This is a genomic window from Mesorhizobium sp. M1A.T.Ca.IN.004.03.1.1 (assembly GCF_003997555.1).
Lineage (GTDB): Bacteria > Pseudomonadota > Alphaproteobacteria > Rhizobiales > Rhizobiaceae > Mesorhizobium.
Window position 1 is genome coordinate 1 of sequence record NZ_RZTV01000049.1, and the last position, 734, is coordinate 734.

Sequence of the window (734 nt, forward strand, 5' to 3'; positions counted from 1 at the left end):
TGCAGGCGGCAGGACGCGAGCGCGCCAAGCTGATCGTCTTCGAAAGCGTCTATTCGATGGACGGCGACATCGCGCCGATCAAGCAGATCGTCGAGCTCGCCGAGCGCTACAACGCCATGACTTATATCGACGAGGTTCATGCTGTCGGCATGTACGGTGCGCGCGGCGGCGGCATCACCGAGCGCGAGGGTCTTGCCGACCGCATCGACATCATCGAGGGAACGCTGGCCAAGGCCTTCGGCACGCTGGGCGGCTACATCACCGGCACAAGCGCTGTGATCGACGCGGTGCGCTCCTATGCGCCGGGCTTCATCTTCACCACCGCGCTGCCGCCCGCGATCGCGGCGGCCGCCACCACCTCGATCAGGCATCTGAAGCGCTCGCAGGCCGAGCGCGACGCCCAGCAGCGCCAGGCAGCGCGGGCCAAGCAGGTGCTTGCCGCGGCCGGGCTGCCGGTGATGGAATCCGCCACCCACATCGTGCCGGTGCTGGTCGGCGATCCCGAGCTTTGCAAGATGGCGAGCGACCGCCTGCTCGGCGTCCACGGCATCTACATCCAGCCGATCAACTATCCGACGGTGCCGCGCGGCACCGAACGGCTGCGCATCACGCCGACACCTTTCCATTCCGACGCGCTGATCGCCGAACTGCAGGACGCGCTGGTCGAGACCTGGGACGCGCTCGGCATCCCCTATGCCGCCTCCGGCCGCCCGGCCGTCGCCAAGAGCGACCGG

At 68.3% G+C, this 734-nt stretch carries 1 protein-coding gene; it reads left to right on the forward strand.

Features of this window, described 5'->3' with window-relative positions:
• The coding region (gene hemA / locus EOD29_RS30615; RefSeq protein WP_127248778.1) for a 5-aminolevulinate synthase at positions 1-734 on the forward strand (734 nt) is incomplete at both ends.